This window comes from Streptomyces sp. NPDC042364 (assembly GCF_056437585.1).
This window is the reverse complement of sequence record NZ_JBWKAJ010000010.1, coordinates 225362-250745: the sequence shown is the minus strand read 5'-3', so window position 1 is coordinate 250745 and position 25384 is coordinate 225362. Positions and strand designations below refer to the sequence as shown.

Annotated in this window: 21 protein-coding genes; 11 read left to right on the top strand and 10 right to left on the bottom strand. The window is 71.2% G+C overall.

The genetic code is table 11. From position 1 onward, the window contains the following. Positions 1-122 precede the first annotated feature (122 nt). The 4 genes from AC067N_RS21950 to AC067N_RS21935 all read right to left on the bottom strand — a co-directional run bounded on the left by AC067N_RS21950 (position 123) and on the right by AC067N_RS21935 (position 6093). Positions 123-3476 carry a S8 family peptidase gene (locus AC067N_RS21950; RefSeq protein WP_478680563.1) on the bottom strand — a complete coding sequence of 1118 codons (3354 nt, stop codon included), beginning with the start codon at positions 3474-3476 and terminating at the stop codon, positions 123-125. A 123-nt stretch (positions 3477-3599) separates the two neighbouring features. Then, positions 3600-4616 (bottom strand): ABC-2 transporter permease, encoded by a 1017-nt coding sequence (locus AC067N_RS21945; RefSeq protein WP_478680562.1) that lies wholly within the window; start codon positions 4614-4616, stop codon positions 3600-3602. Continuing rightward, complete coding sequence (locus tag AC067N_RS21940) at positions 4613-5560, bottom strand: ABC transporter ATP-binding protein (RefSeq protein WP_478680561.1); 948 nt, start codon at positions 5558-5560, stop codon at positions 4613-4615. The genes AC067N_RS21945 and AC067N_RS21940 overlap by 4 nt, the downstream gene beginning before the upstream one ends. After that, positions 5557-6093 carry a GntR family transcriptional regulator gene (locus AC067N_RS21935; protein WP_478680560.1) on the bottom strand — a complete coding sequence of 179 codons (537 nt, stop codon included), beginning with the start codon at positions 6091-6093 and terminating at the stop codon, positions 5557-5559. Before AC067N_RS21935 ends, AC067N_RS21940 begins: the two co-directional genes overlap by 4 nt. Positions 6094-6209: 116 nt before the next feature. Between AC067N_RS21935 and AC067N_RS21930 the strand changes: the two genes are divergently transcribed. Beyond that, entirely contained in the window at positions 6210-6977 is a 768-nt protein-coding gene (locus AC067N_RS21930; protein WP_478680559.1) for a transposase, read from the top strand. 57 nt (positions 6978-7034) lie between these two features. On the opposite strand, the gene AC067N_RS21925 is transcribed toward AC067N_RS21930, so the two are convergent. Then, positions 7035-7748 carry a PH domain-containing protein gene (locus AC067N_RS21925; RefSeq protein WP_478680558.1) on the bottom strand — a complete coding sequence of 238 codons (714 nt, stop codon included), beginning with the start codon at positions 7746-7748 and terminating at the stop codon, positions 7035-7037. Between the two features lie 89 nt (positions 7749-7837). Here AC067N_RS21925 and AC067N_RS21920 point away from each other — a divergent pair, with 89 nt between their 5' ends. Both AC067N_RS21920 and AC067N_RS21915 read left to right on the top strand, forming a co-directional pair. Next, on the top strand, positions 7838-8686 hold the full coding sequence (locus tag AC067N_RS21920) for a helix-turn-helix domain-containing protein (protein ID WP_478680557.1): 849 nt from the start codon (positions 7838-7840) through the stop codon (positions 8684-8686). Next, positions 8683-8934 carry a DUF397 domain-containing protein gene (locus AC067N_RS21915; protein WP_478680556.1) on the top strand — a complete coding sequence of 84 codons (252 nt, stop codon included), beginning with the start codon at positions 8683-8685 and terminating at the stop codon, positions 8932-8934. Before AC067N_RS21920 ends, AC067N_RS21915 begins: the two co-directional genes overlap by 4 nt. 9 nt (positions 8935-8943) lie before the next feature. Here the strand turns inward: AC067N_RS21915 and AC067N_RS21910 are convergent, their stop codons facing one another. The 4 genes from AC067N_RS21910 to AC067N_RS21895 form a co-directional block, all read right to left on the bottom strand. After that, on the bottom strand, positions 8944-11265 hold the full coding sequence (locus AC067N_RS21910; protein WP_478680555.1) for a beta-xylosidase/alpha-l-arabinosidase: 2322 nt from the start codon (positions 11263-11265) through the stop codon (positions 8944-8946). Positions 11266-11366: 101 nt separating this feature from the next. Further along, entirely contained in the window at positions 11367-12272 is a 906-nt protein-coding gene (locus AC067N_RS21905) for a carbohydrate ABC transporter permease (RefSeq protein WP_478680554.1), read from the bottom strand. A gap of 4 nt (positions 12273-12276) precedes the next feature. Further along, on the bottom strand, positions 12277-13179 hold the full coding sequence (locus AC067N_RS21900; RefSeq protein WP_478680553.1) for a carbohydrate ABC transporter permease: 903 nt from the start codon (positions 13177-13179) through the stop codon (positions 12277-12279). Continuing rightward, positions 13176-14510 (bottom strand): ABC transporter substrate-binding protein, encoded by a 1335-nt coding sequence (locus tag AC067N_RS21895; protein WP_478680552.1) that lies wholly within the window; start codon positions 14508-14510, stop codon positions 13176-13178. Before AC067N_RS21895 ends, AC067N_RS21900 begins: the two co-directional genes overlap by 4 nt. A gap of 198 nt (positions 14511-14708) precedes the next feature. On the opposite strand from AC067N_RS21895, the gene AC067N_RS21890 reads away from it, so the two are divergent. The 5 genes from AC067N_RS21890 to AC067N_RS21870 all read left to right on the top strand — a co-directional run bounded on the left by AC067N_RS21890 (position 14709) and on the right by AC067N_RS21870 (position 20466). Then, positions 14709-15770, top strand: a complete 1062-nt coding sequence (locus AC067N_RS21890; protein WP_478680551.1) for a LacI family DNA-binding transcriptional regulator — start codon at positions 14709-14711, stop codon at positions 15768-15770. Between the two features lie 189 nt (positions 15771-15959). Next, positions 15960-17342 carry a glycoside hydrolase family 10 protein gene (locus AC067N_RS21885; RefSeq protein WP_478680550.1) on the top strand — a complete coding sequence of 461 codons (1383 nt, stop codon included), beginning with the start codon at positions 15960-15962 and terminating at the stop codon, positions 17340-17342. A gap of 85 nt (positions 17343-17427) precedes the next feature. Continuing rightward, positions 17428-18540 carry an LCP family protein gene (locus AC067N_RS21880; RefSeq protein ID WP_478680549.1) on the top strand — a complete coding sequence of 371 codons (1113 nt, stop codon included), beginning with the start codon at positions 17428-17430 and terminating at the stop codon, positions 18538-18540. Positions 18541-18686: 146 nt separating this feature from the next. Continuing rightward, complete coding sequence (locus tag AC067N_RS21875; RefSeq protein ID WP_478680548.1) at positions 18687-19043, top strand: YciI family protein; 357 nt, start codon at positions 18687-18689, stop codon at positions 19041-19043. 43 nt (positions 19044-19086) lie between these two features. Further along, the gene (locus AC067N_RS21870) at positions 19087-20466 is read left to right on the top strand and encodes an RNA polymerase sigma factor (protein ID WP_478680547.1); all 1380 of its coding nucleotides are present in this window, start codon (positions 19087-19089) and stop codon (positions 20464-20466) included. 124 nt (positions 20467-20590) lie between these two features. Here AC067N_RS21870 and AC067N_RS21865 read toward each other — a convergent pair whose 3' ends face one another. Then, entirely contained in the window at positions 20591-21793 is a 1203-nt protein-coding gene (locus AC067N_RS21865; protein ID WP_478680546.1) for a THUMP-like domain-containing protein, read from the bottom strand. A gap of 271 nt (positions 21794-22064) precedes the next feature. On the opposite strand from AC067N_RS21865, the gene AC067N_RS21860 reads away from it, so the two are divergent. The 3 genes from AC067N_RS21860 (at position 22065) to groL (ending at position 25376) form a co-directional block, all read left to right on the top strand. Further along, positions 22065-23111: a polysaccharide deacetylase family protein gene (locus AC067N_RS21860; protein WP_478680545.1), complete on the top strand. Its 1047-nt coding sequence runs from the start codon at positions 22065-22067 to the stop codon at positions 23109-23111. A gap of 169 nt (positions 23112-23280) precedes the next feature. Next, entirely contained in the window at positions 23281-23589 is a 309-nt protein-coding gene (groES, locus tag AC067N_RS21855; protein WP_003998759.1) for a co-chaperone GroES, read from the top strand. 158 nt (positions 23590-23747) lie between these two features. Continuing rightward, a complete protein-coding gene (groL, locus tag AC067N_RS21850) occupies positions 23748-25376 on the top strand; it encodes a chaperonin GroEL (protein ID WP_478680544.1) in 1629 nt (542 codons plus the stop codon). Positions 25377-25384 lie beyond the last annotated feature (8 nt).

The window sequence follows — 25384 nt, the reverse complement described above, 5'->3', positions numbered from 1 at the left end:
ACTCCTCCTCTCCGGCACCTGACCAGCGAGCTGGTGCGGTGCGCGGTGGGGCTTCGCTGCCCGGCGGCGACGCAGTGGGCCCCCGCCGGGAGCCCGGCAGGGGCCGACTGCGTCGTTGTCGTCTACTTGGTGGTGCGGTAGGCGCGGTGGATGGTCTGGGTCAGGGTGTTGCCGTCGGCGTCGGTGAGGGCGACCCGAAGGGAGACGGGGCCGGGCTCGGCGGGGCTGCGCAGCTTGAGCAGCTTGCCGTTCACCGCGGGGGCCTTCTTCCAGGTTCTGCCGTCGTCGTAGGAGACGGTGAAGGCCAGCTTGCGCAGCGTGGCGGCCTTGGTGGCCGCGCCCTGGAGCCTGAAGGGCACGGTGAGGGTCGTACCGGCCTTGGCAGTACTGGCCGTCGACAGGTTGGGCGTGTAGCGGACGACCGTCAGCGGGAGCCGCTCGGGGGTGTCGCCGGGGACATGGGCCGAGGTGAAGGTCCAGGTGGCGGTCGTACGGGTGCTGACCGCGAACCGTGCCGGGTCGCGGGAGACGTCCACGGCGAGCTTGTAGGTTCGCTTGCCCGCGGGAACCGTGTACGAGTCGCCGTCGAGCGGGGCGTTCACGGCGAAGATCTTCTTGCCGTCGGCGTGGAGGGAGCTCCTGGCCTTGGTGTGATCGGAGGTCCCCAGGTTGCCCGCACCGTCGGAGAACAGCGGTAGGTACGCCGTGAAGGTGTCGCCGACGCGGACCGCTTCGGGCCGGTCGAGGACGGCCGAGAGGGGGCCCGAGGGGAGGGACGGGCCGAAGACGCCGACGTTGAAGCGCTGGGTGTGGTCCTTGCCCGCCGCGTACGCCCTGGGGACGCCGGCCTGCGTGCTCTCCCACGTCGGCTCGCCCTCGGCGTCGGGGGCGCCGTACTGGCTGGCCTGGTGGAACCACTTGATTCCGTTGGGCAGCACGTAGTCGGTGCCGGTCAGCGGCAGACGGCCCTCGGTCGAGTGCGGGTTGTAGAAGCCGCCGTACATCAGCGGTGCGGCGTTGATGGTCGTGGTCCTGCCCTTGACGGGCGTACCGACGACGACCTTGACCTTGGTGAGCTGGGCGCGCTTCACGTTCTCGGTGAAGCCGGACAGGTCACCCGTACGGTTCCAGGCCAGCCGGTAGTTGACGGCCTTGTGGGTCCAGATGCCGTGGTACATCGCGGACACCTCGGCGGCCGGGGCCGGGGCGCCGAGCTGTCCGACGCGGATGCTGCCGAAGGAGGGGACGTCGTACACGGAGGTGTACGGCTTGTCGTTGACGTCGACGTGGAGGAAGAACATCGCGCCTGCGGGCTTGGCCGCGCCGTCCGGCACGGTGATCCTGACGGGCTTCGTCTTCCGGGCGTCCATGACCAGGGTCGTGTCCTCGGTCAGCGCGAACTTCGGGTGCAGCAGCACGGACCCTCCGGTGCTGACGGTGCGGAGCACGCCTTCCAGGGCGTAACGCCCCTTCGGCAGACGGATGGTGACCTCGCCGTCCTTCTCGTCGGAGGCCTCCGTCCAGATGTCGTTGTCCAGGCCGTAGATACTCGTCGAGGCGTCGCCGAGGGCCTTGCCCTTGAGGTCGAGGTGCTTGAGGGTCAGGTCGTACGACTCGACCTCGCGGACCACGCCCAGGGAGGTGCGCGCGGTCGCCGTGCCGTCGGCGGTGGTGGCGGTCAGCGAGCCGCCGAAGCTGCCTTCGGCCGTTCCCACGCGGGTGTCGGTGGTCACGGTGGCGCTCGCCTCACCGCCCGCCGGGACGGTGAGCCGCTGCGGCGAGACGGTGAACAGGCCCTCGGCGGCAGGTTTTCCGTCGTTGCCGTAGGCCTCGGTGGCCAGGTCGAGGGTGACCGGCTCGGTGCCCGCGTTGCGGTAGGTGACGTCCTTGGTGATCGGCCGGTCGTCGGTGTGGGGGTACGTCTGGGTCCCGAAGCCCAGCGCGGTCGGACTGCTGGTGAGCTGCTGGGTGATGGCCCTGGCGACGTCCACCCGGCCGGTGCCCTGGGTGTACGCGGAGGTGGTGGCGGCCGGTTTCGCGGAGGCGGTGAGGGCGGCCTTGATCTGCGGGCCGGTCCAGTCCGGGTGTTCCTGCGCCAGGATCGCCGCGGCGCCCGCCACGTGCGGGGTCGCCATCGACGTACCGCTCATGGAGACATAGCCGTCGGCGGCGGGGTCGCCCATGCCGCCGTCGGCGGCCTTGGCGGCGACGATGTCCACGCCCGGTGCGGTGACGTCGGGCTTGAGGAAGCCGTCGGCCGTGGGGCCTCGGCTGGAGAACTCGGCGATGGCGTCCCGGCGGTCGACCGCGCCGACGGTGAGCGCGGCGGCCGCGCTGCCGGGGGTACCGATGGTGCCTTCGCCCGGGCCCTCGTTGCCGGCGGCTATGACGAACAGGGTGCCGGAGTCGGCCGACAGGTCGTTGACGGCCTGCTCGACGGGGTCGATGCCGGGGCGGTCCTCCCCGCCCAGGCTCATGTTGACGACCTTGGCGCCCTGCGCCACGGCCCACTGCATGCCGGCGATGACGCCGGAGTCGTCGCCCTCGCCGGAGTCGTCGAGCACCTTGCCGACGAGGAGCCGGGCGCCGGGCGCGACGCCCGCGTACTTCGCGCCCGAGGGAGAGGCTGCCCCGGAACCCGCGATCGTCGAGGCCACGTGCGTGCCGTGGCCCGCTCGGTCGACGGTGTCCGCTGACGCGGAGAAGTTCTTCACCGCCTCGATACGGTCCTTGAGGTCCGGATGCGTGGCGTCGATGCCGGTGTCGAGGACGGCGACCTCGACGCCCTTGCCGTCGTATCCCGCCGTGTGCGCCGCGGGCGCGCCGATCTGCGGCACGCTCCTGTCCAGGGTCGCCTTCACCTTCCCGTCCAGCCAGATCTTCCTGACCTTCGCGGAGCCGGTGCCGCTGGTGAGGGTCTCCCACAGATCCGCGCCCTCGGACTTACGGGCGCGTACGGCGTCACCGTTGATGCTCGGCAGATCCCGTCGGACGGTCGCACCCGCGCTGCGGAACGTGCTCGCCGACAGGGACGTGCCCTTGTCGTAGGTGACGATCAGCGGCAGGTCGGAGCGGCGGGCGTCGTCGTAGCGCGAACTCACCAGTCTCGTCACGTCGAACAGCCGCCGGTCGGCGGTCCCGTTCGCGATCAGCGGTTCGGCGTCGCGCGGCAGGACGTACGCGTGGCCCTCGGCCTGCTGGACGCGGAAGGCCATCCCCTCGCGGCCCTCGGCGGCCACCACGCCGGTGACCTTGCCCTCGGCGCCGAGGGTCACTCTGTCGCCGGTGACGAGGGTGACGGTCCTCGCGGGGACGCCGGCCAGGGGCCCCGACGGGGCGGCCTGGGCACTGTCGGACGTGCTCATCAGCAGTCCGGCGCCGAGCGCGGCCGCCAGGGCGGCCGCCAACGGGACGGTGGTGACCACTCGTTTTCTGCGCTTGTGCGACTTCAACTCAGGCCTTTCGACATGGTTCATGGCGATTCACTCGCCGAATCGGGGCAGCATCAGGGCGCGACCGAGCGGCACTGTGGCCGCTCGGCCGCGTACAGAGAGAGAACTGCGAGGAGGATCGGGTCGGACGAGGCGCTCGGACAGATGTCAGACGAGGCGCTTGCGACCCCAGAGGATGACGAACGCCGCGATGCCGGCGGTCAGGGCCAGCAGGATCGAGGCGCCGAGCCACTGCATGGCCGGCATCTGGGAGAACGGGATGTAGTCGACCGACCAGCCGACGACCTGCGCCTCGTCCAGGCAGGCGTTGCGGGCCTTCTCCGTGGCCTCGGCGCAGCTGCCCCAGCCGATGAGGTCGCCGGAGGCCGTGAGGTAGAACTCGTCCAGGACGTAGGCGTTGTCGGGCAGGTGCGGCCGGCTGTTGTCACCCACACCGTTGTGGCTGGTGACCGTGATGACGTTCCCGAGGGACGTCCGGACGTACGACCACACCACCTGCAGCGCGACGGCGAAGCCCAGGGTGACGACCATGGCCAGCAGGGTCCGGCGCAGCAGCATGCCGATGGCCACGCCACCGACGACCGTGAGCAGGGTGAGCGCCACGGGCACGGGTCCGCTGTTGTCGAAGGCGCCGGGTTCGGCCCACGTCAGGACGTATGACGTCGACTTGACCGGCGACCACCACCAGGTGAACGCGGCGGAGACCGCCGTGGCGCACACCACGACCACGAGCGTGGTCACACCGAGCTTGGTGACGAGCCAGCGGACGCGGCTCACGGACTGCGCGTTGACCAGCTTGGCGGTGCCGCTCTCCAGGTCGCCGGCGAGCAGGGGCGGACCGAGGAGCACGCCGATCACGACGGGCAGGAGCCCGAGCAGACCGGCGGCCGCATTGAGCGGCTTCTGATCGAACTTGTCCTCCCAGCCGGACTTGAGGTGGGGATAGCCGTACCCGTCGAGGTACGTGATCATCTGCTGGCGTTGGTGGACGAGCACCGCGACGGTGACCGCGGCGGCGGCCAGCAGCGTCCAGTAGGCGGCGCGGTGCTGACGCCAGACGAGCCAGGTCATGCCGCTGAGCCGGAGGCCGCGACCGCGACCACGGCCGGCTTCTGCGGCGGCGGAGTCGTAGGAGGTGCCGCCGGTGCCGGTCATCGTGCTCATGCCGCCACCGCCTGCGGGGCGACGTAGGAACTGGGACTGATCAGCGGCGGGGCCTCGGGCGAGCGCAGATAGGCGAGCAGGAGTTCCTCCAGGTTCGGGGTGCTCGCCTCCCAGGGGCCGCCGTTGACCGGCCCGTCGGGGCGTATCAGTGAGGTGAACTGCCGTCCGCTGGTGCGGGTCTCGACCACGGTGTGATACACCAGCTCCGCCGGCGTCCGCCCGTCTGAGTGGACCCCGGTCAGCACGGCGTGGGAGGTGCGCAGTTCTTCGACCTCACCGGCCAGACGCAGCCGGCCGCCCGCGATGACCAGCAGGTAGTCGCAGGTGTTCTCCAGTTCGGCGAGCATGTGGGTGGACATCAGCACGGTGGTGCCGCGCTCGGCGGCCTCGGCCAGCAGGGTGCCCATCAGCTCATGGCGCACCAGCGGGTCGAGGTCGGACATCGGTTCGTCGAGGAGCAGCAGGTCGGGACGCTTGCCGAAGGAGACGGCGAAGGCCACCCGGGTGCGCTGGCCGCCGGAGAGGGTGCCGATCTTCGCGTCGAGGGGCACATTGCCCGCGCGGACGATGTCCTCGGCGGCCCGCTGGTCCCAGCCGGGGTTCAGTTCTCGCCCCATCCGCAGGGTCTCGGCGACGGTGAAGCGCCGGAACAGGGGTTTCTCCTGGGCGAGGAACGCGGTACGCCGGGTTGCCTCCGCCGACTCCGGGGCCGCGCCGAACACGCGCAGGGTGCCGGTGGTCGGCGCCAGCAGGTTGGCGGCGATGGCCATCAGCGTGGTCTTGCCGGCCCCGTTGGGACCCACCAGACCGCAGATCCGCCCGGCCGGCAGCCGGAAGGAGCAGTCCCGCAGCGCCCAGCCACGGCGGTACTTCCGGCCCACCCCGCGGGCTTCTATCGCGGACGTTTCGGCCGGGCCCCCGTAGCCCGTTTCGTAACTCATCATGCGTGTCCCCTTGTCCCCGTCGTTCCTGTGGTTCCTGTGGTTCCTGCGGTTATTGCTGGTGCTGTGGTTCCTGCTGGTGCTGCGGTTCCTGCTGGTTCCACTGGGCCCGTCGGTCCCGCGTGGTCGGCGGCAGGCCCGGTCCCGGCGTACCGCTCCTCCATCACCGACGTGACCAGAGCAGTCACGTCGTCCTGCTCAAGACCCGCCTCGCGGGCCCGGTCCATCCAGCTCTCCAACTCGCCGCGCAGCAGCGAATCCACCGGCGCCTGCGGACGGGCCAGCGACTGACGCACGAACGTCCCCAGCCCCGGCCGCGCTTCCACCAGCCCCTCCCGCTCCAGCTCGCGGTACGCCTTGAGCGTGGTGTTGGGATTGACCGCGGAGGTCTGCGCCACCGACTTGGCCGTGGGCAACTGGTCGCCGGGCCCGAGTACGCCGAGCCGCAGCGCCTGCTTGGTCTGCTGAACGATCTGCTGATAGGCGGCGACCCCGCTCCGCCTGTCGATGCGGAACTCCAACCCCTTCACCACCATTTCACTAGTCGACTAGTGATTTGATGATGGGGCACAGATCGCGAACCTGTCAAAGCCCACAGGTCGGGGCGTGCCGGGGCCACGGAGGGCCACCACAAGCGCGATCATGAACGGCCGTGGGTGATGCGTTCCTCCAGGACCTGTGGTTCCACCAGGTCGATGGCGTAATGAACGAAAACGCAGTGGCCGACGGCGAGTTGGTGGTAGTGCGGGCCCGTGCATCGGCGGAACGGGCCGCATGTCCCGCCTGCGGGACGGTGTCCGGCCGGGTGCACGGTCGATACGTGCGCCGCCTCGCCGATACTGCGGTCGCCGTGCGTCCCGTGTTGATCGAGTTACAGGTCCGGCGGTTCCGCTGTCGTGACCGCGCCTGCCGGCGGGCCATGTTCGTCGAGCAGGTCGACGGACTCACGTTCCGGCACGGGAGGCGAAGTACCGGGCCGCAGAAGGTGCTGCAACAGGTAGGGGTGGCGCCGGCCGGCCGGGCCGGGGGCCCGCTTGGCGAACACGCTCGCGGTCCGGGCGAGCCGGTCGACGCTCCGGCGGCTGATACGCCGTCTGCCGGAGCCAAAGCGCACACGCCGCGGGTGCTCGGGGTGGACGAGTTCGCCCTGCGCACGGGACACGACCACGGCACGATCCTGCTGGTTGTCGACACGCGCCGTCCCATCGATCTGCTGCCCGACCGGGCCACGGCGACGGTGGCCGCCTGGCTCGCCGACCATCCCGGCGTCGAGGTGATCCGTCGCGACAGGGCCACCGCATACGCCGAGGCCGGACGACTCGGCGCCCCGGACGCGATTCACGTCGCGGACCGGTGGCACATCTCGTCACCGACGTGTCGTGGGACCACCTCTAAGGAGAGGACGAGCCGCTGTGTCTGAGCGTGTACTCCGTGTTCGAGCTGCCCGATGAGGAGGACGAGGACTGAGGATCCGGTGTCACGAGGCGCGGGCGGCCCGTGCCTCGCCGACGCGGTCCAGGACGAGGAAGGCGAGCGGGTGGCAGAGCACCGGGACGCACAGGACCAGCAGGAACGTATGCGTCGGCCGGTCGGTGAAGAGGAGCCAGCTGTCGAACACGAACATGATGGCCGCGACCACCACGACGGTGATGGCCGACCGCTGCCATGCCTTGCGCCGCCGCGCCCCGCGCTCGATCCGCTCCTCCATGTCGGGCCGCGTCTGCGGCGACACGAGCCCGAGGCTTACGGCGGTGGCGTACAGGTCGGCGACCTCGGCGATCGGGTCGGCCAGCTGGTACTCGTCGATCTGCGGGAGGCGGGCCCGGCGCCCGTCGACGGCGTACAGATACCCCGACCAGCGGGGGAAGCCGTGCCTGTTGTCCTCGACGCGGAGGCCGTACACGTCGGACCAGGGCCAGGTACGGGTGCGGAGCGGTCCGCGTACGGTGACGCCGTCGGCGGTGACGGACGTCCGCGCCCGCCACTGCTCAAGCGCGGTCCGGGCGACGACGGCCGTCCAGGTCGCGAGGGCGAAGCCGTTCCAGGCAGACTCGCGGGAGGACACCGTCATCGACAGCACGGAGACGGTGCCGACCAGTGCGGCGGCGGTCATCGTCAGGGCCGCCTGGGGCGGTATCCGCCGGGTCCTGCGGTACTCCCGCGCTATGCCGCCGCTCTCCTGCTCGCCCATCGCAACTCCGTTCACATGCCCCGCGTACTGAGAGGAGAGTACGTGGCGTTCGATGGACAGTACGGTGATCGTCCCGTCACGCTGGGTTGATGGTGCACGGTGTTGAGTGGGCGTCACAGGGGCCGGGTGGTGAGCCCGAGTCGTCGGACAGCATGAAGGCGTTCGGTGCGGTGGTGCAGGCGCTGCGGGAGCACGCCGGGTTGAGCCGGGAGGAGTTCGGGGCGCGCGTCCATCTGTCCAAGCACTCGGTGGCGTCGATCGAGTTGGGACGCCGGTTGGCGGACCAGCGGTTCGTGGAACTGGCGGAGGGGGCGACGGGCACGACGGGGGCGGTGCGCGGTGCGTTCCGGCACATGAGCCGACAGCCGGGGTTGGCGGCTTGGTTCAGGACGTGGGCGAGGTTGGAGCGGGAGGCGGTGTACCTCGCGACGTATGAGTGCCGCTTGGCGCCGGGGCTGTTGCAGTCCGAGGGGTACGCACGAGCGGTGTTCAGCAACCGTCTTCCGCCGCTGTCGGACGAGCAGTTGGAAGCGCAGGTCGCGGCGCGCATGGAGCGGCAGCGGATGTTTCGTGAGCGCCCCAACACGTCGTTCAGCTTCGTCCTGGACGAGCATGTCGTCCGGCGTCGGCTGGGGGGCGCCGAGGTCCTGCGGGGGCTTATCGATTACATGCTGGCGTGCGCTCACCTGCGCAACGTCGAGATCCAGATCGTGCCGTTGGAGTGCGAGGCGCACGCGGGGCTGGATGGTCCGCTGGCTCTGCTGGAAACACCTGACGGGCGCCATCTCGCCTATGCGGAGGGGCAGGAGACCGGGCGGCTGGTCGCCGACGCAAAAGAGGCCGCCGTTCTGCACCGCCGATATGCGACACTCCGCGCACAGGCCCTCAATCCGCTGGACTCCGTGGGCCTGTTGGAGCGGATTAGAGGAGCGCTATGAGCACCCCCGAACTGGCCTGGTTCAAGCCCAGTTACAGCGGTACCGAGGGCGACAACTGCGTCGAGGTCGCCCTGGAATGGCGCAAGTCCACCTACAGCGGCACCGCAGGCGACAACTGCATAGAGGTCGCCGCAACCCCCCGCACCATCCACGTCCGTGACTCCAAGGACACCACCCTCACCCCCCTCGGCCTCCACCCCTCCGCCTGGGCCGCCTTCGTTCCGTTCGCGGCGGCCCAGGCCGGCTGAGCGCGCGCGTCAGTCCACCGCTCGGACCTCCGTCTCGCAGTGCAGGCGGCGGTCCGGGCCCACCTCGCGTACGGGGCCCGTCAGTTCGACCCGCACCCCGTGGCGTACGTCCGTGCTGGACGCGGCCATACGGAGTTCCAGCGCGCCCGGTTCCACCACACGGCGCCCCGTGCGGTCGGCGAAGCACGACACGTCGGCGTGGAAGCGGAACCGCACACGGCGGGCCTCGCCGGGGGCCAACTCGACGCGCTGGTAGGCGATCAGGCGGATGTCGGGGCGGGTCACCGTGGCCACCGGGTCGTGGAGGTAGAGCTGCACGACCTCCGCGCCGGGGCGGTCCCCGGTGTTGCGGACGGTCACCGCGATGTCGTGCTCGCCGTCCGTGCCGATCTCCGGGACCCGGTCGCCGTCACCGCCGCCCTCGAAGTCCGTCCACTCGAACGTCGTGTACGAGAGGCCGTGCCCGAAGGGGTACAGCGGGGTCGGGTCGATGTTGCTCGCCCCGCCGAACAGGCCCATCGGCGGCTGGAGGTAGGTCCACGGCTGGCCGCCGGGGCGGTTCGGGACGCTGACCGGGAGGCGGCCGGAGGGGGAGATGCGGCCCGACAGCACTCCCGCCACCGACGGGCCGCCCTCCTCCCCCGGGAAAAAGGCCTGGACGGAGGCCGCGAGCCGGCCGTGCCAGCGGCCCAGCGCGTAGGGGCGGCCGGTGAGGAGGACCAGGACCACCGGCGTGCCCGTGGCGACCAGCGCGTCCAGCAGCTTCGCCTGGACGCCGGGCAGCCGGAGGTCCTCCGCGTCGCAGCCCTCACCGGAGGTGCCCCGGCCGAACAGCCCCGCGCGGTCGCCGAGGACCGCCACGCAGATGTCGGCCTCGGACGCGCGGGCTACCGCCTCCGGGAACCCTTCCGTGTCGTCGCCGTCGACCGCGCTGCCCGCGGCGTACGTGATCTTCGCGTCGGGGAGTTCCGTGCGCAGGGACTCCAGGACGGTCGGGAGCTCGATGCCGAGGGCGGTGCCGGGGTGGAAGGGCAGGACGTGGGAGGGGAAGGAGTAGCAGCCCAGCATGGCCAGGGGGTCGTCGGCACGCGGACCCACGACGGCGATGCTCAGGTCCGGGGCGAGCGGCAGTACGGCGTCGGGGTTGTCCAGCAGCACCACCGACTCCTCGGCCAGGCGGCGGGCCAGGTCGCGGTTGCGGGGCGGGTCCAGGTCGACCGAGACGGTGGCGGGCTCGGGGCTCCAGTCCTCGTCCAGGAGGCCCAGCTCGCACTTCTGGAGCAGGACCCGGCGGGCGGCCACGTCCACCAGGGACTCGGGGATCTCGCCCGCCTTCACGGCCTCGATGAGGGGCTCGCCGTAGCAGCGCAGGCTCGGCAGTTCCACGTCGATCCCGGCGGCCAGCGCGGCGTGCGCGGCCTCCGCGCGGCTGCTCGCCACCCGGTGGTTGGTCTCCAGGAAGCCGATGCCGAAGTAGTCGGAGACGACCGTGCCGGTGAAGCCCCAGTCGCCGCGGAGGAGTTCCGTGAGCAGGGCCCGGTCGGCCGACACGGGGATGCCGTCGGTCTCCGTGTACGCCGCCATCACCGAGCGGGCGCCGCCCTCGCGCAGCGCCATCTCGAACGGCGGCAGGACCACGTCCGCGAACTCGCGCACGCCCGCGCGTACGGGCGCGTGGTTGCGGGCGCCCACGGACGCGGCGTACCCGGCGAAGTGCTTCAGCGTGGCCACGATCCCGGTGGACTCCAGGCCCCGGACGTACGCCGAGCAGATCGTGCCCACCAGGTACGGGTCCTCGCCCACGGTCTCCTCGACCCGCCCCCAGCGCGGGTCGCGGACGACGTCGAGGACGGGGGACAGGCCCTGGTGGACGCCGACCGACGCCATGTCCCGGCCGATGCTCCGGGCCATCTCCTCGACCAGGGACGGGTTGAAGGTCGCGCCCCAGGCGAGGGGGACCGGGTACGCCGTCGCGCGCCAGCTCGTGAAGCCGGCCAGGCACTCCTCGTGGGCGACGGCCGGGATGCCGAAGCGGTTCGCGGCCATGATGCGGCGCTGGAAGCGGGCCAGGACCCGCGCGCCCTCCTCGGGGTCGAGGGGTGCCGTGCCGAAGACACGGGTGAGCTGTCCGAGACCCCGGGTGATCAGCTCGTCGAAGTCGAACGCCTCCGTCATGCCCGCCTCGTCGGGGGCGATGTCCTCGCCGTTCGCGTCGTTCTTCACCCACACGCCGTACAACTGCGCGGTCTTCTCTTCGAGGGTCATCCGGGACAGCAGGTCCTCGACCCGCTCGGCGGCGGGCAGGGCGCGGTCACGCCAAGGGGTGGTCATGAAACTCCTGTCGGTGGTGGTGAGTTTCAGGGGTGCGGAAAGGGTTCGCGGGAGCGGGAGCGCTCACGGATACGGAAGGGGCTCGGGGCCGGTGGGCGTGCTCACTTGCCGCCCACGCCCATCAGCCCGCCGATCAGGGCCCGTCGCGCCACCAGGTAGACGGCGAAGATCGGGATGCCGGAGAGGACGACCGAGGCGAGCACGGCGGGGATGTTGACGCCGAACTGGCTGACGAAGTTGAAGAGGCCGAGGGTGAGGACCCGCGGCCCGTCGGACTGGGTGAAGATCAGCGGGAACAGGAAGCCGTTCCACGCCTGGAGCGCCGAGTAGATCACCACGGTGCTGATGCCGCCCTTGGCCAGCGGGATCGTCAGCTGGAAGAGCATCCGTGCGGGTGAGGCGCCGTCCAGGGCCATCGCCTCGTACAGGTCCTCCGAGACGTCCCGCAGGCTGCCGACGAGCACCAGCACGGACACCGGCATCGCGAAGGCCGCCGTCGGCAGGATGACCGCGAGGAGGGTGTCGTACAGGTCGAGCTTCGCGATCAGCAGGTACAGCGGGACGACGACCGCCTGGGCGGGGATCGCCACGCCGAGGAGGAACAGCCGGAACGCGGCGTTCGACCAGCGGTTCCTGGTGCGGACGGCCACGTACGCGAGCGGGACGGACAGGGCGAGGACGATGCCGACGACCGCCACGGCGACGATCGCCGTGTTGGTCAGCAGATGGCCGAAGCCGCTGCTCAGGACGGTGTTGTAGTTGTCGAGCGTCGGGTCCGTGGGCGGCTTGAGCGGATTGCCCGTCAGGGCCTTGTCCGCGCTCGTGAGGGAGGCCGACAGCATCGCGTAGATCGGGATCAGGACGATGACCAGCCAGACGAACGCGCCGAGGCCCGCGACGGGGTTGGCCCGCCGCGTCCAGTGGCGCCGTCGGCGGGAGGCCGTCGGCGGTTCGCCGCCGTCCGGCCGCCGGGTCTTCGAGGGGCGCGCCAACGTGTCGTGTGACATGCCGTCACATCCCTTCGCGGGTGCTGCGCATGGAGCCGAACCCGGTCAGTCGCACCAGGACGAGCGAGAGGCCCGTAGCGGCGATGACCAGGGTCGTCGCGATGGCGCTCGCGTAGCCGAAGTCGTACTGCTTGAAGCCCGCCTCGTACATCAGGTACGGCAGGACCGCGGTGTCCGTGCCCGGGCCGCCCTTGGTGAGGATCAGGACCGTCTCGAAGTACGTCAGCGAGCCGACGACGATCAGGACCGTGGACGTGGTGATCGTGTGCCGCAGCTGCGGCAGCGTGATCGAGAAGAACTGGCGGTAGCGGCCGGCGCCGTCGATCGCGGCGGCCTGGTAGAGGACCTCGGGGATCTGCCGGGCCCCGCCCTGGTAGATCAGCGTGTGGAACGGCATGAACTGCCAGCCGCCGACGAAGACGATCGCGAGGAACGCGCCGCTCTGCGAGCCCAGGGTGTCCGCCTGGATGATGCCGAAGTTCGGGTCGAGCAGTGCGTAGAACAGGATCGCGATGGCCGTGGACGACAGCAGGAACGGCACGAAGAAGATCGCGGACAGCACCGCCCGGTTGCGCTGGCGGCCCGCCGCCCACACGCCGAGCAGCAGGGCCACGACCGTCTGGAACACCCAGCTGGCCACGGTCAGCACCACCGTCAGCGTCAGCGACTGGGTGAGACGGGGGTCGTCGAGCAGCTTCTTCCAGTTGTCGAGGCCCACCGGCCGGGGGTCGCCCAGGCCGTCCCAGCTGGTGAACGACAGATAGAGCGCGAGGCCCATCGGCACGACGGCGAAGAAGGTGAAGAAGAGCACGGCGGGCAGGGCCCAGACGGCGTGCGGGCGGCCCACCCGCGACGCCTTCCGGGACCCCTGCTCGACCGTGGAGGTCTTCTGGACCGTCGAGGTCACTTCAGCCCCTTGCAGGCGGTCACGAACTCGCTCGGCGACGACTTCCCCGCGAACAGCTTGCCTATCTCCGTGTGCATCTTGGTGCCGAGCGCGTCGCCGAGCGCCTGGTCCCAGGAGAGGGTGAAGGCGGGCGCCTTCTCCACCAGGTCGTACTGGAACGCGGCGTACTCGGGGTTCGGCGCGGACGCCAGGAGCTTCTTCGCGTTCGAGGTGGTCGGGACGTCACCGTTGGCGACCAGGTCCTTGGCGTACGCCTCCGACGCGCACTCCCTCAGGAAGCCGATCGCCAGGTCCTTGTTCTTCGTACGGGCGTTGATCGACCAGTAGTTGGTGGGGTTGCCGACGACGTTGCGGACGTCGCCCGTGCCGCCCTCCACGGTCGGGAACGCGGCCCAGCCCAGGTTGCTCTTGGCGAAGTCCGGGAACTTGCCGAGCTGCGTGGAGTACTCCCAGGAGCCCATCAGGTGCATGGCCGCCTTGCCCTTGGCGAAGACCGCCGGGGCGCCGCCGTTGACGTACGACACCGAGGTGAACTTGGAGCCGAAGGCGCCGTCGTCGACGAGCTGCTTGACCAGTTCGGCGGCCTTGAGGACCGCCGGGTCGCCCCAGCCCTCGGAGTCGCCGTCCTGGATGCGCTTGAAGACCTCGGGGCCGCCGAGGCGGTCCACGAGGTACTCCAGCCACATCAGGTTGGGCCAGAGGTCGGAGCCGCCGAGCGCGAACGGGGTGATCCTCGCCTTCTTCAGCTTGGCGTTGATGTCGAGGAGCTGGTCCCAGGTGGTGGGCGGCTGGAGCTTGTGCTCGGCGAAGACGGACTTGTTGTAGAAGAGGATCACCGGCTGCATGCCGCGCATCGGGATGCCGTAGTGGCGGCCCTTGAGGTCGCCGGCGGACAGCACGGACGGCAGGAAGCCGCTCTTGAGGACCGGGTCGTCCGCGATGATGTCGGTGAGGTCGACGAGCTTGCCGGCCTCCTCGTACGTCCGGATGGAGCCGCCGCCCCAGTTGAAGAACACGTCGGGGGCGCTCGGGGAGCCCATGGCCGTGCGGAGTTTGGGGGAGTAGTCGGAGCCGGGGACCTTCTGGAGCTTGATCGTGCCGCCGGCCTTCTTGGCGGCGGCCGACTTGTTGTAGCGGTCGACGGCGGCCTGCTGGACCTTCACCGCGTCGTCGCCGTAGACGAACGCGGTGACCGTCTTGCCGTCGCCGGCCCCGGAGCTGCCGGAGCCGCAGGCCGTGAGGCCCGCGCCGAGTCCCGCGGTGGCCAGGGAGGCGGTACCGGCGCCGAGGAACCAGCGCCTGCTGAAGTTCCGCCCTCTGTTCGACTCCATTGACAGCACCTCTCACGAACGTCTCGGATGTATCGGCCGTGCGGTTGTGCGGGTGGTACGGCTGTGCGGGACGCGCGTCCGCAGGGTCCTGCGGTCACGCGGCGGTGCGAATGTTTCGCGTGTCTCTTCGAATGTTCCGGGAACGTATGGCCGTCGAAAGGGTTCGTCAAGAGGTCGCGCAGGGATACGATCCGGCTCATGAACTCCGCGAAGCCAGAGGAAACCCAGACAAGAGCGCGCGTGTCGCAGTCCACGCAGACCGCGACGCTCGCCGAGATCGCCCGGCAGGCCGGCGTCTCCGCTCCGACTGTTTCGAAGGTGCTCAACGGCCGTGCGGATGTCGCCCCCGCCACCCGCACCCGGGTCGAGGAGCTCCTGCGCGAGTACGGCTACCGGCGCCGGCGCGCCGAGGCGACCCGGTCCCCGCTGATCGACCTCGTCTTCCACGAGCTGGAGAGCGCCTGGGCCATGGAGGTCATCCGGGGCGTCGAGAACGTCGCCCGCGAGGAGGGCCTGAGTGTCGTGCTCTCCGAGAGCGCCGGCCGGCTCACCCCCGGCCGCACCTGGGCCGACCAGGTCGCCGCCCGCCGCCCGCACGGCGTGGTGCTCGTGCTGTCCGGGCTCGACGAGTCCCAGCGCGCCCTGCTGACCAGCCGCTCCATCCCGTTCGTGGTGATGGACCCGGCGGGCGACCCCGGCGCCGACGTGCCCTCGATCGGCGCCACCAACTGGCAGGGCGGACTGGCCGCCACCCGCCACCTCGTCGAACTCGGCCACCGCCGTATCGGCGCGATCACCGGGCCCTCCCGGATGATGTGCAGCCGCGCCCGCGTGGACGGCTACCGGGCCGCCCTGGAGACCGCGGAGCTGCCCGTCGACCCGGGTCTGATCAGGGCCGGGGACTTCCACCACGAGACGGGGTACCGGCTGGGCCTGGAGCTGCTGCGCCGCCCCGACCGGCCCACCGCCGTCTTCGCCGGGAACGACCTCCAGGCGCTCGGCCTGTACGAGGCCGCCCGTGAGCTGGGGCTGCGCATCCCGGAGGACCTGAGCGTCGTCGGGTTCGACGATCTGCCGGTCGCCCGCTGGGTGGGGCCGCCGCTGACGACCGTACGGCAGCCGCTGATGGAGATGGCGGAGGCGGCGGCCCGGCTGGTGCTGGACCTGGGGCGGCAGGAGGGCGCCTCGTCGGCGACCCGGGTGGAGCTGGCGACCAGCCTGGTGGTGCGCAGCAGCACGGGGGCGCCGCCGGAGGCGTGACCGGACGGAGTTGGTGCCGTCTCGCGAGGGTGCCGTCTCGCCGGGTGCTCCAGGGGTGCCGTCCGGCGTCCGGTGATCCGTGGTGCCGTACGGGCGGGTGTTCCGTGTGTATTGACGTGGGTTCCGGGCGCCCCCACACTGCTCCGCAGTCAATCGGATGCACAACCGAAACTTTCGGAGGCACCCGCAATGAGAACCTCCCGAACCTCCCCCGGAAACCGGCGCCCTTCTTTAGGGGCCCGCCTCGCCGCGCTGTTCACCGGCGTGTCAGCGGTCACCGCCCTGCTCGTCGCCGCCCCCGCCGCCCATGCCGCCGACACACCGCTGCGCGACCTCGCCGCCGCCAAGGGCAAGGCGATCGGCACCGCGGTGACCGGCTCCAAGCTCACCGGCACCTACGGCGACCTCGCCGGCCGGGAGTTCAACTGGCTCACCCCCGGCAACGCCATGAAGTGGGGCTCGGTCGAGCCCACCCGGGGCAACTTCAACTGGACCGAGGCGGACCAGATCGTCGACTTCGCCGAGGCCCACGACCAGGACGTACGCGGCCACACCCTCGTCTGGCACAGCCAGAACCCCGACTGGCTGGCCAACGGCACCTGGACGCCCGCCCAGCTCCGCCGGCTGATGACCGACCACATCGCGCTCGAAGTGGGCCGCTACAAGGGCCGTCTGGCCGCCTGGGACGTGGTGAACGAGCCGTTCAACGAGGACGGCACCTTCCGCCAGACCCTCTGGTACAACGGCCTCGGCACCGACTACATCGCCCAGGCCCTGACCGCCGCCCGCGCCGCCGACCCGGCCGCGAAGCTCTACATCAACGACTACAACGTCGAGGGCGTCAACGCGAAGTCCACGGCCCTCTACAACCTGGTCAGGGACCTCAAGGCGCGCGGTGTCCCGATCGACGGGGTCGGCCTCCAGGCCCATCTGATCCTCGGCCAGGTCCCGTCGACCTTCCAGCAGAACATCCAGCGCTTCGCCGACCTGGGCCTGGACGTCGCCGTCACGGAGCTCGACATCCGGATGCAGACGCCCGCCACCGACGCCAAGCTGGCGCAGCAGCGCACCGAGTACGAGGCCGTGTTCAAGGCGTGCGTCGCCGTGCCCCGCTGCACCGGCGTGACCGTGTGGGGCTTCACCGACTCCGACTCGTGGATCCCGGACGTCTTCCCGGGTGAGGGCGCGGCGACCCCGTACGACGCGAACTACCAGCCCAAGCCGGCCTACTACGGCATCGTGACCGCGCTCGGCGGCACCGTCACCCCGACCCCGACCGGCTGCTCGGCGGCGTACAGCGTCACGAGCCAGTGGAACACCGGCTTCACGGGCAGTGTGACGATCAGCTGCGCCGCCGGGTCCTCGCTCTCCTCCTGGCGCGCGAACTGGACGTTCGGCGCGGGCCAGCGCATCGGTCAGGCGTGGAACGCGACCTGCAACCAGACCGGAGCGAACGTCAGTTGCTCGAACGCGTCGTGGAACGGGAGTGTGCCGAGCGGCGGTTCGGTGACCTTCGGCTTCAACGCGTCCTGGAGCGGCGGCAATCCGCCTCCGACGGTGACGCTGGGCTGAGCGGCGCTTCGAGAAGTATGAGAATTTCCGAAGGAACGGCGACAGGAGTTCCTGCCCGTAATAATTCGGACGTACGTTCTTGTGTGTGAAGGGTGAAGAAGACGAGTGCGGGGACGGCAACGGGGGCGCGGGCAGCGGGGCCGACGGGCCGCCGCTCGGCGGATCGGCCGACGGGCCCTCACTCGGCGGACGGCCGCGATGGCTGAAGATCACCGGGTGCACGCTCGCCGGTGTCCTGGTACTCGGTGCCGCCGGGGCGGGCTGGGCGTTCTGGCGGCTCAACGACAACATCAGGAGCGTCGACATCAACAGCGCGCTCGGTGACGACCGCCCGCCGAAGGCCCGGCCGGTGACGGCGCCCTCGGCGTCCGCCGCCGAACCGCTGCCCAGCGGCGCCCTGAACATCCTGGTCCTCGGCTCCGATTCCCGAAGCGGCAGGGAGAACGCCGAGCTGGGTGGCGGCGGCGAGACCTCCGGCGCCCGCTCCGACACCGCGATGGTGGTCCACGTCGACGAGGGCCGCACCGCGGCGACGGTCGTCAGCATCCCCCGCGACACCCTGGTCACCCGTCCCTCCTGCCCGCTGGAGTCGGGCGGTTCGACGGCGCCGGCGTACAACGCGATGTTCAACAGCGCGTACGCGGTGGGCGGCCCCGTCTGCGCCGTGAAGACCGTCGAAGCCCTGACGGACGTCCGCATGGACCACTACATCGAGATCGACTTCGCCGGCTTCGCCGCGCTGGTCGACGCCCTCGGCGGCGTCACCGTCACCACCGACGAGGACATCGACGACGAGGACAGCCATCTGACCCTGGAGGCGGGCACCCACCACCTCGACGGCGAGCAGGCCCTGGCACTCGCCCGCACCCGCCACGGCATAGGCGACGGCAGCGACCTCGGCCGCATAGGCCTGCAGCAGACGCTCGTGAAGGCCCTGCTGGACCAGATCTCCGCCACCAGCCTCCTGACCGACCCGGCCGAGCTCTACCGGGCCGCCGACGCGATCACCGGCAGCCTCACCACCGACACCGGCCTCGACTCCCTGAGCGAACTGGTGGAACTGGGCCGGAGCCTGAAGGGGCTGTCGTCCGACGCGACGGAGACGGTGATGATGCCGGTCGTCCCCGCCCTCCACGACCGCAACCGCGTGGTGGCGAACGAGCCGGAGGCGAAGGAGCTGTGGGAGTCGCTGCGGTGAGGTGACCTGCGGAGAAGAGCGCCGAAGGAATTCCTCGAAGAATTTCCTCGAAGAAGCCCGGCAGGCGTGTCGATCCGGTGTCTCCTCGTTCGACGTAGGGGTGAGAGGCGGGGAGAGACCCCGCCGCCCCCACCGAAGGAGCGACCATGCCGCGCTATCTGTCGATGGTCCGGATCGACGAGTCCACCGCGCCCGCCGAGGGCCCGAGCCCCGAGCTGATGCAGCGGATGGGCGACCTGCTGGAGGAGATCACCAAGGCCGGGGTCATGCTCGACACCGCCGGCCTGCTGCCCAGCGCCCAGGGGAAGCGGGTCCGCTGGGAGGGCGGTGAACTGTCGGTCACCGACGGGCCGTTCACCGAGACCAAGGAGGTCGTCGGCGGATACGCCCTCATGCAGTGCAAGGACATGGACGAGGCGGTCGAGTGGACCACACGGTTCCTGAAGGTGCACGAGGAGCACTGGACCGTGACCTGCGAGGTCCGGGAGATCGCGGAGGGCTGAACCCGCTTGGCCGGGGCGCCTCGCGGGTGTCTGATGGTGGGTTGTGACACCACAGCCCACCACCGGCGACGCCGGTTCCGGCGGCGACGGCGGCGCCGGTCCCCGCACGGCCGGCTCAGCCGCGGATCGCGACCCGTCGGACCACCGGAAGGCCATCGAGACCGTCTTCCGCATCGAGTCGCCCCGGGTGATCGCCGGGGTCGCCCGGATCGTGCGGGACGTCGGCATCGCGGAGGAGCTGGCGCAGGACGCGCTGGTCGCCGCGCTGGAGCAGTGGCCGCGCGACGGCGTGCCGGACAACCCGGGCGCCTGGCTCATGACCGCCGCCAGGCACCGGGCGATCGACCTGGTGCGCCGCCGGGAACGCTACGCCCGCAAGCTCGCGGAGGTCGGCCGGGACCTGGAGGCGGCGGGACCGGCCGGGCAGTACCTGGACACGCCGTCCGACCCCGACGACATCGACGACGACCTCCTGCGCCTGGTCTTCACGGCCTGCCATCCCGTGCTCTCCGCCGAGGCCCGCATCGCCCTCACCCTCCGTCTCCTGGGCGGCCTCACCACCGCGGAGACCGCCCGCGCCTTCCTCGCACCGGAGGCCACCGTCGCCCAGCGCATCGTCCGCGCCAAGCGGACCCTCGCCGCCAAGGGCGTCCCCTTCGAGGTGCCGTACGGCCCCGACCGCGCCGCCCGGCTGGGCTCGGTCCTGGAGGTCATCTACCTCATCTTCAACGAGGGGTACGCCGCCACCGCCGGCGACGACCTGCTGCGCCCCGCGCTGTGCGAGGACGCGCTGCGGCTCGCCCGGGTCCTCGCGGAGCTGATGCCCAAGGAACCCGAGGTGCACGGGCTGGTGGCGCTGCTGGAGCTCCAGGAGTCACGGGCCGCCGCCCGCACCGGCCCGTCCGGTGAGCCGGTGCTACTCAAGGACCAGGACCGCCGCCGCTGGAACCGCCTCCTCATCGCCCGCGGCTTCACCGCGCTGGGCCGGGCCACCGCCGCGGCCCACGGCAGCCCCGGCCCCTACGCCCTCCAGGCCGCCATCGCCGCGTGCCACGCCCAGGCGTACACCTACGAGGAGACCGACTGGCCGCGCATCGCGACCCTGTACGCCCTGCTGGCCGCCCGTTCCCCGTCACCGGTCGTCGAGCTGAACCGCGCGGTCGCCGTCTCGATGGCCGACGGCCCCGCCGCCGCCCTGGACATCGTCGACCGACTGGCCGCCGAACCCGCGCTGCGCGACTACCACTTGCTGCCGAGCGTACGAGGCGACCTCCTCGCCCGCCTGGACCGCACGGACGAGGCCCGCACGGAGTTCGAACGTGCGGCCGCCCTGGCCCGCAACGAACGGGAGCGAGGGCTGCTGCTGGCCCGCGCGGAGAGGGCCGGCGAGACGGCGGGGGACGGCACCGGCGGCGCCCTGTGAACACCGGGCGGGACCGCGCCGGCGCGCCCCGGGGCACCTGAGCCGTGGTCGGGGCGCCACCGGGAAGTGATCGTCCGGACCTGCCACCCCACCGGCGGGGCCGCGTGGACGAGGACCGGTGTCCTCAGGCCGGGCGGCCGATCAGCATCGTCGGCGCGCCCGCCACCCGGGTGAGGAAGACCGTCGCCGATCCGGTGCCCTGAGGCTTCGGCAGGGCCTTGCGGCGCAGTTCCTCCGGCTCGACGGCCGACCCCCGCTTCTTCACGGTCAGGATGCCGATCCCGCGGTCGCGCAGCAGGGCCTTGAGCCTCTTGACGTTGAACGGCAGCTCGTCGGTGATCTCGTACGCCGTGGCGTACGGGGTGACGTGGTGCTCGTCGGCGGTGATGTACGCGATCGTGGGGTCGATCAGCCCACCGGTCAGGTCCGCGGCGACCTCGGCGACGAGATGGGCGCGGATGACGGCGCCGTCCGGCTCGTACAGGTACCGCCCGACCGGCCGGACCGGCGGGTCGGGCAGCATCGTGTCGGGGAAGGCCTGGATTCCGGCCCCCGAGGGGAGCAGCATCGCCCGCCGCGCCCCCGGCGTCCCGCCCGCGCGGAACCACAGCACGGCCTCCTTCACGTCCCCGCCGTCCGAGATCCACTCGGCCTCGGCCTCCGGCGGAATCGCCTCGTGCGGGACACCGGGTGCGATCTTGAGCGCGCCGAGCGGCGCCTTCAGCGCGGCCGAGACGGCCCACGACAACGGAGGGGAGTAGGCCTCCGGATCGAAGATCCGGCCACGCCTGGAGGAACGCCGGGCCGGGTCGACGAACACGGCGTCGTGGCGGGCCGTGTCCACCTCCGTCACATCCGCCTCGCGCACCTCGATCAGATCGGCCAGGCCGAGCGCGTCCGCGTTGGCACGGGCCGCCGCCGCGGTCAGCGGGTCGCGGTCGACGGCCAGCACGCGGATGCCGGCCCGCGCGAACGCGATCGCGTCCCCGCCGATCCCGCAGCACAGATCGGCGACCGACCGCACGCCGAGCGCCCGGAAGCACTCCGCGCGGTACGTGGCCACACTCGTCCGCGTCGACTGCTCGACCCCGTTCGGCGTGAAGAACATCCGCGCCGCGTCCTCGGCCCCGAACTTGGCCACGGCCCGCTGCCGCAGCCGCGCCTGGGCGATGGCCGCCGAGACGAGTTCCGCCGGGTGCCTGCGCCGCAGCCGGGTCGCCACGGCCAGCTCCCGGGCCGGTTCCACACCGCGCACCTCGTCGAGGAGGGCGCGGCCCTCGGGAGTCAGCAGGGGGGCGAGGGCGGAGTCGGGGGAGAGGTCGTTCACCGGGCCATTGTGGGCCACTCGGTGGACGGCGTGCCGGGTGGTGGGCGGTGTCAGCCGAAGCGGCCGTGCGCGCCCTGCGAGGATGCGGCGCCATGCGACTCGTGCGACGAGATGACGAAACGAGGGTGAAGCGGGCGAGTTTCTGCACACCGTGCGCGGCCGAGGCGTGCGGCCACCGGGTGACGGACCGCGGCTACGCACCGGCCCGCCCACAGGACCGCCCGTGACCGCCCGTGGCCTCCGCCCCTCGACTCGCCCCCCGACCCGCTCCTTGAGCCGTCCCTTCCCCCTCGCCCTGGCCGCCGCCACCGCCCTCCTCCTCACCTCCTGCGCCGCCCACCCGGCCCCGCGGCCCACCCCGCCGTCGGACGCGCCGGCGGCGAGGGCGACGGCGCCCTCGGCCCCCCGGCCGTCCGGCGACGAGCAGGCCGGCGTCCGCTCGGGGGGGCCGGGTTCCGATGGGAGCCGGGGCGGTTCCAGGGTGCCGGGCGCTGGTCCGGGCGAAGCCTCCGGCCCCGGCGCCCCCGCCGCCCGGCCGCCCGGCCGGACCACCCAAGGGCCCCGTCGCCACGCCCGGCCACCCGCGTACCGTCGCTGGGGGCTCGCCGCCCCGCTCGCCCGTGCCCCCGAGAACCCCGACCGGCCACCCGCGCCCCGAGCCGTACGCCCCGGCCTTCCTCCCGTCGTCGACCGTGTCGCGACCCGCGACAAGGTGGTGTTCCTGACGTACGACGACGGGGCGGAGAAAGACCCGCGGTTCGTGCGGATGGTGCGGGAGCTGCGGTTGCCGGTCAGCATGTTCCTCACGGACAGCGTCGTCGGCCCGGGCTACGGCCACTTCGCCCGGCTCCGCGCGGTCGGCGCCACCGTGCAGAACCACACCCTCGACCACATCGCCCTGCGCGGCCTGCCGTACGCCGGGCAGCGGGCCGAGATCTGCGGTCAGCAGGACAAGCTGAAGCAGCGCTTCGGAATCCGCCCCACCCTGTTCCGCCCGCCGTACGGCGTCTACGACACCACCACACTCCGCGCCGCCGCCGACTGCGGCATCGCGGCCGTCGTCCTGTGGCGCGTGTCCGCGCAGCACACCGGTCTCCGCCACGCCGCCGGCGAGCGCCTCCGCCCCGGCGACATCGTCCACGCCCACTTCACGGGCCCGGACCCGCGCAACGGCACCACCCTCACCGGGATGACCACGGGGCTCCTGCGCCGTATCCAGGAACAAGGCCTGACGGTGGGTCGTTTGGAGGATTACCTGCCAGGGGCGGAACCTCGCGGCAACCCGGGGTCCCGCACCACGCCACGCGGTCGCAATTAGCAGTCCGCTTGACCGAGTGCTAACCGCGGTCATAGTCTCAGGTCTGGCACTCCCCCCTGGAGAGTGCCAACTACGCGACGGGCAGGTCCGGCACCCGCGACGACGGATCCACCTGGTCGCCACCTCAGACAGTTAACCCCGTGAGATCTCCGAAGGGGGAGGTCGGATCGTGACGACCACCAGCTCCAAGGTTGCCATCAAGCCGCTCGAGGACCGCATCGTGGTCCAGCCGCTCGACGCCGAGCAGACCACCGCCTCTGGCCTGGTCATCCCGGACACCGCCAAGGAGAAGCCCCAGGAGGGCGTCGTCCTGGCCGTCGGCCCGGGCCGCTTCGAGAACGGCGAGCGCCTGCCGCTCGACGTCAAGACCGGCGACATCGTGCTGTACAGCAAGTACGGCGGCACCGAGGTGAAGTACAACGGCGAGGAGTACCTCGTCCTCTCGGCTCGCGACGTGCTCGCGATCATCGAGAAGTAGTTCACCTCTCGCGAGGCAGCCCCGCCGCCCACAGCGGCGCGTCACTTCGCGAACACATTGCTTTGAGCTGCGCCCCTGGCCCCCGCGACCACTAAAAAGCCGGGCGCCCGGGGCGCAGCCTGCATTCACCCGAGATTTCCGAGAGGGCTCCCGCTGCCATGGCGAAGATCCTGAAGTTCGACGAGGACGCCCGTCGCGCCCTCGAGCGCGGCGTCAACAAGCTTGCCGACACGGTCAAGGTGACGATCGGCCCCAAGGGCCGCAACGTCGTCATCGACAAGAAGTTCGGCGCCCCCACCATCACCAACGACGGTGTGACCATCGCCCGCGAGGTCGAGATCGAGGACCCGTACGAGAACCTCGGCGCGCAGCTCGTGAAGGAGGTGGCGACCAAGACCAACGACATCGCTGGTGACGGCACCACCACCGCCACCGTGCTCGCCCAGGCGCTGGTGCGCGAGGGCCTGAAGAACGTCGCCGCGGGTGCCTCCCCGGCCGCCCTGAAGAAGGGCATCGACGCCGCCGTCGCCGCGGTCTCCGAGGACCTGCTCGCGTCGGCCCGCCCGATCGACGAGAAGTCCGACATCGCCGCCGTCGCCGCGCTGTCCGCCCAGGACCAGCAGGTCGGCGAGCTGATCGCCGAGGCGATGGACAAGGTCGGCAAGGACGGTGTCATCACCGTCGAGGAGTCCAACACCTTCGGTCTGGAGCTGGACTTCACCGAGGGCATGGCCTTCGACAAGGGCTACCTGTCGCCGTACTTCGTCACGGACCAGGAGCGCATGGAGGCCGTCCTCGACGAGCCGTACATCCTCATCCACCAGGGCAAGATCGGCGCCATCGCCGACCTGCTGCCGCTGCTGGAGAAGATCATCCAGACCAACGCCTCGAAGCCGCTGCTGATCATCGCCGAGGACGTCGAGGGCGAGGCCCTCTCCACCCTCGTCGTCAACAAGATCCGCGGCACGTTCAACGCCGTGGCCGTCAAGGCCCCCGGCTTCGGCGACCGCCGCAAGGCGATGCTGCAGGACATGGCCGTCCTCACCGGCGCCACCGTCATCTCCGAGGAGGTCGGCCTCAAGCTCGACCAGGTCGGCATCGACGTGCTCGGCACCGCCCGCCGCGTCACCGTCACCAAGGACGACACCACGATCGTCGACGGCGCCGGCAACTCCGAGGACGTCCAGGGCCGCGTCGCCCAGATCAAGTCCGAGATCGAGAACACCGACTCCGACTGGGACCGCGAGAAGCTCCAGGAGCGCCTCGCGAAGCTGGCCGGCGGCGTGTGCGTGATCAAGGTCGGCGCCGCCACCGAGGTGGAGCTGAAGGAGAAGAAGCACCGTCTGGAGGACGCCATCTCCGCGACCCGCGCCGCGGTCGAGGAGGGCATCGTCTCCGGTGGTGGCTCCGCGCTCGTCCACGCCGTGAAGGTCCTCGAGGGCAACCTCGGCAAGGAGGGCGACGAGGCCACCGGTGTCTCCGTCGTCCGCAAGGCCGCCGTCGAGCCGCTGCGCTGGATCGCCGAGAACGCCGGCCTGGAGGGCTACGTCATCGTCTCCAAGGTCGCCGAGCTGGAGAAGGGCAGCGGTTACAACGCCGCCACCGGCGAGTACGGCGACCTGGTCAAGGCCGGCGTCATCGACCCGGTCAAGGTCACCCGCTCCGCCCTGGAGAACGCCGCCTCCATCGCCTCCCTCCTCCTGACGACCGAGACCCTGGTCGTCGAGAAGAAGGAAGAGGAGCCGGCCGACGCGGGCCACGGCCACGGTCACGGCCACTCCCACTGAGGCAGCGC